The following is a 2,766-nucleotide window of genomic DNA, read 5'->3' on the forward strand; positions in this document are numbered from 1 at the left end:
GGGGGGGGGGGGGGGGGGCGCCGGGCCCGACCCCCGCCCGACATCACCCTCTTTCCCCCTGCGCGCGGCGGCGGCCCGTCCGCGGTCCTGTTCGCGGATCTGGCGGGCCAGTGCCTGGCGCCGCGGGTCGAGCCCGGCCTCGGGCAGCGCCAGCAGCGGCGCGATATAGCTCGCCCGCAGCTGCCGGGCGCCCGCGTCGTCGCCGGTGGCGCGCAGTACGGGTATCAGGTCCCATGCCGCCGATACGGTGTCGAGGTGTTCGGCGCCCAAGGCGTCCAGGCGCAGCGCCAGCAGCTCCTCCAGCAGCGGACGGGCGCCGTCGGGCTGGCCCAGCGCCACCAGCGAGGAAGCGTTCACCGCCAGCGCCGCATGCAGCTGTGGATGCTTGGGCCCCAGCACTTCCCGGGCCAAAGGCAGCGTGCTGCGCACCAGCGCCAGGGCCTCGTCGTGACGCCCGGCGCGGTCCAGCGAGCCGGCGTGGTTGACCAGGACGAACACCGTATCGGGATGGCGCGGCCCCAGCACCCGGGTGCGCCCGGCGATCACCAGCTCCTCCAGCGCCAGGCCCTCTTCCACCGAACCGCGGCGCGCCAGCAGGGCGGCCAGGTTGAGCCGGGAACGCATGGCGTCGTTGGAATCGGTGCCGATCACGCGCACGCGGGCATCGAGCACCTCACGCATCATCGCTTCGGATTCGTCCAGCTGGCCCAGGTCCTGCAGCATGTTGGCCAGGTTGGCGCGCTGGCTGAGCGTGGTCGGATGCTCGTTGCCCAGCCGGCGCGAATACGTGTCCACCAGCCGGCGCTGCAGCTCGGCCGCCGCCGGGGCATCGCCGGAAATAACGCGCAGGATCGCCAGGTTGCTCATCGAACCCAGCGTGTCCTCGTGTTCGGGCCCCAGCACGCGCACGCGCAGCGGATACAGCGTCTCGAAGATCGCCCGGCCCTCGGCGGCGCTGCCCGTGCGGGCCAGGTTGATGCCGACGTTGTTGAGCGCCTTGAGGGTGAACGGATGGTCTTCGCCCAGTGCGGTGGCGGCGCGCGCGTGCAGTGCCCGCTGCAGCGCGAGTGCTTTTGCGCGATCACCCAGGCCGCCCTCCGCCTCGGCCAGGGCCAGCTCCAGCCCCAGCCGCTGTTCGCCGTTGGCCGGCAGCGCCTGGGCGTTGGCGATGGCGGCCTGCAGCAGCGCGTGTGCCTGCCGGGGCCGGGCGCCCTGCAGCATGGCGTCGGCCTGCGCGGCGCGCGCGCGCAGCGTGGCCGGATCAGCGGCGCCCAGGGTGTCTTCGCGGAACTGCGCCACGCTGGCAAAGCCCTCTTCGCCCTGGGCATACAGGCCCAGCGCGACGTGCACCTCGGCCACGGATTCGCGCAGCTCGGCGGCCAGCTGCGGCCGGTCGGCGAAGTCACGTTCAATCGCGACCAGGGCACTGGCCAGGATGTTGCGGTCTATCAGCGCACGCGCCAGGTCGCTGGCGCTGGTGCGCGCCAGCAGGGCCTCCTGGACCGATGCCTGGCCCGGGGCGGACAGGGCCCACTGGTCGCGCAGGCCGCCGGCCAGTCCCACGCCCATGGCCTCGATGTCGATGCCGCGCAGCATGGTTTGCTGGAACGCGACCACGCGGCCCAGTTCGGCGCTGCGCTGTTCGGCCAATGCCCGCTGCTCGCGCGCCTGCTGCAGGCCATAAAGCGACAGACCCAGGCCCGCCAGCACGGCCATCGCGATGGCCGTAGAGGCCAGCACCGCCAGGCGATGCCTTCGAAGATAAGTGCCCAACAGGTAGCGCCGGGTCGGCGGTACCGCAGTGAGCGGACGGTGGTCGAGGAAACGGCGCAGGTCCTGGGCCAGCTCGGCGGCCGAGGCATAGCGCAGCGACCGGTCGCGCTGCATCGCCTTCATCACCACCCAGTCCAGTTCGGTCCTGAGCAGCCTGCGCAGCCGGGCGCGGCTGAGCCCCAGCTGGCCGGCGCGCGCATCCAGGGTGCCCGGAGCCAGCGTGGCGATCTGTTCGGACGGGGCGCGCAGGCTGGTGCTGGCGGTGTGCATCGCGGCGCGGGTGTCGCCGCCCTGCCCCGGGCGTTGGCCGGCCAGCAGTTCAAACAGCAGCACGCCCAGCGAATAGACGTCGCTGCGCGTGTCCACTTCCATGCCGGCCTCCAGGCCAGCCTGTTCGGGACTCATGTAGTCGGGCGTGCCGGCGCGCTCAAGCTCATCGGCAGCGGCGCCGGCGGCCAGCGAACGGCTGGCGGCGGTGGCGATGCCGAAGTCGATGATCTTGGGCAGTGGCCGGCCGTCCACCGACGACACCAGGATATTGCCGGGCTTGAGGTCGCGGTGGATCACGCCCTTCTGGTGGGCGTGCTGCACGCCTTCGCAGACGCGGATGAAAAGCTCCAGGCGTTCGCCCAGCGGCAGCCGGTGCTGTTCGCAGTAGCGGGTGAGCGGCTCGCCCTCGATGAACTCCATCGCGAAATACGGGAAGCCGTCCGGCGTCGCGCCGGCATCGAAGACCTGGGCGATGGCGGGGTGCTTCATCTGCGCCAGCAGCTGGCGCTCGACTTCGAAATAAGCCAGGTGGCGGGCGTCCAGGCGACGCGCGTGCAGCAGCTTCAGGGCAACGGTGCGGCGGACCGGCTCAAGCTGCTGGGCCCGGTAAACCTCGCCCATGCCACCGCGCCCCAGCAGCGACTCGATGCGGTAGTGGCCCAACCGCATGCCCGGCGCCAGCCCCGCGGCCGCGGCCCCGGCCGCCCCCCCCCCCCCCCCCCC

1 protein-coding gene is annotated in these 2,766 nt (G+C 72.5%); it reads right to left on the reverse strand.

The window, feature by feature from the left end; translation table 11 throughout:
* Positions 1-2,712: tetratricopeptide repeat protein (locus tag K0M70_RS08145; RefSeq protein WP_290781301.1), on the reverse strand; the 2,712-nt coding region annotated here is incomplete at its 3' end.
* Positions 2,713-2,766 lie beyond the last annotated feature (54 nt).

This window comes from Arenimonas sp., from assembly GCF_019459675.1.
Lineage (GTDB): Bacteria > Pseudomonadota > Gammaproteobacteria > Xanthomonadales > Xanthomonadaceae > Arenimonas.